Raw genomic sequence first — 1,653 nt, 5'->3', positions numbered from 1 at the left:
CGGAGCCTGTCAACATAGTTGGCATATGAAATAGTTCTGGCTCTTTAAAACCCTGCTGCCTGTGGCACCGGGTCCCTCTCGGGATTCAGGTGTACTACCTCTGGCAGGCTGAGTTTCCGGATGTCACCCGACCAGCGCTCCGGGTGACGTTGCTTCGCCGCCTCGAAGACCTCCCGGCGCTGCGCCAAGATGCCTTTGGCCTCGCCGTTATGACGCTGGCTCGGCGTGACGTAGCGAAGGGCGCTGTGCCGATGCTCATGGTTGTACCACTCGGTAAATTGCTGAACCCAGTCCTGAGCCTTGGCCAGGGTGGCGAACCCGTCGGCGGGGAAACCCGGCCGGTACTTCAGCGTCTTGAAGGCCGACTCGGCGAAGGCGTTGTCATTGCTGACCCTCGGCCGACTGTACGACGGGGTGATGCCCAGGTCGTAGAGCTTCTCCAGGAAGGTTGCCGCCTTCATTGGACTGCCGTTATCTGAGTGCAGAATCAAGGGCTTGTGACGATCGGTGAGGTGCTCTCGCCAGCAGGCCTTCTGGATCAGCTCAGCGGCCAGCTCACCGGTCTCCGTCTCGTAGACCTCGTGCCCGACGATCTTGCGGCTGAAGACATCCATGATCAGGTACAGGTACCACCAGGTGCCACGCGCGGGACCGGGAAGCCACGAAATGTCCCAGCACCAAAGGCGATTCGGCGCCGTGGCTTGGTGAGTGGTCGGGGAGCGCTTGCGCTGCGGGGCCTGCTGCCGGCCCCGGTGGTGTTGCTGGCCGACTTCATGAAGCACCCGATACATCGTCGACTCAGAGGCCAGGTAGTGGCCCTTGTCCGCCTGATCGGCCACGATGAAGGCTGGAGGGCGACTCCGATACTCCGGGGCGTTGCAAAGCGCCACGATCGCCTCTCGCTCCTCGGGAGACAGCTTGTTGGCCGGCTCCGGGCGGTCGGCGTCGGGACGGCGGTCAGCCGCCACCTCGCCTTCATCAACCCAGCGGTAGTAGGTGCGCACGTTGATACCCATCACCTGACAGGCTTTGGCCAGCCGAGCACCGTGACGCTGGGCGTCTTGCACCAGGGTCACGATGCGCTGGCGATCCGGGAGGCTGGTCAGTCGTCCTCGTCGTTGGTCGTGCCCCAGATCGCCTCGGCTTTTTTTGACAGCGTCAGCAGGGCCGCCGTCTCGGCGAGCGCCTTGTCCTTGCGGCGAAGCTCACGCTCCAGTTTGCGGAGCCGCTTCTGTTCTTCCTTGCGGGCCTGGCGCTGCTGCTTGGTCTGCTCTGCCGCCTCCGCGTTGGCGTTCATGCAGGCATCCCGCCAGGTCTCCACCTGCTCAGGGTAGAGCCCGCGCTCGCGGCAATAGGCGCTGAGTTCGGCCTCGTTCATCGGGGCCGTCTCCAGGACGATCTGGAACTTCTCCTGGCTGGTCCAATGGTCGGGCTTGGTGGAGCGTGATGGCAAAACCTGTCCTCGTGCTCTGGCCTGTTTCCGCCAATTGTAGAGGGTTGTCGCGGTGATGCCTTCCTGCTCAGCCAGTTCCGGGATGGTCAAGCTCATGGGCGGCGCCATCTTCTTGAGGATGGCTTCCTTACGCTCTGCGGGGTAACGCACGTTGATCACCTCTCAATCCGTTTAGGTGACAACTACGTTGACGCATAGGG

1 protein-coding gene is annotated in these 1,653 nt (G+C 62.9%); it reads right to left on the bottom strand.

The window, feature by feature from the left end; all coding sequences use genetic code 11:
• Positions 1-44: 44 nt before the first annotated feature.
• A protein-coding gene (locus MKP05_RS21090) for an IS3 family transposase (protein ID WP_240570111.1) occupies positions 45-1,561 on the bottom strand; the annotation gives its coding sequence in 2 pieces (ribosomal slippage) (positions 45-1,124 and positions 1,127-1,561; 1,515 coding nt in all).
• Between the last annotated feature and the right edge of the window lie 92 nt (positions 1,562-1,653).

This window comes from Halomonas flagellata (genome assembly GCF_022487945.1).
Taxonomy (GTDB): domain Bacteria; phylum Pseudomonadota; class Gammaproteobacteria; order Pseudomonadales; family Halomonadaceae; genus Halomonas; species Halomonas flagellata.
The sequence above is the reverse complement of the archived record's forward strand: the minus strand, read 5'-3'. Positions and strand labels throughout refer to the sequence as shown.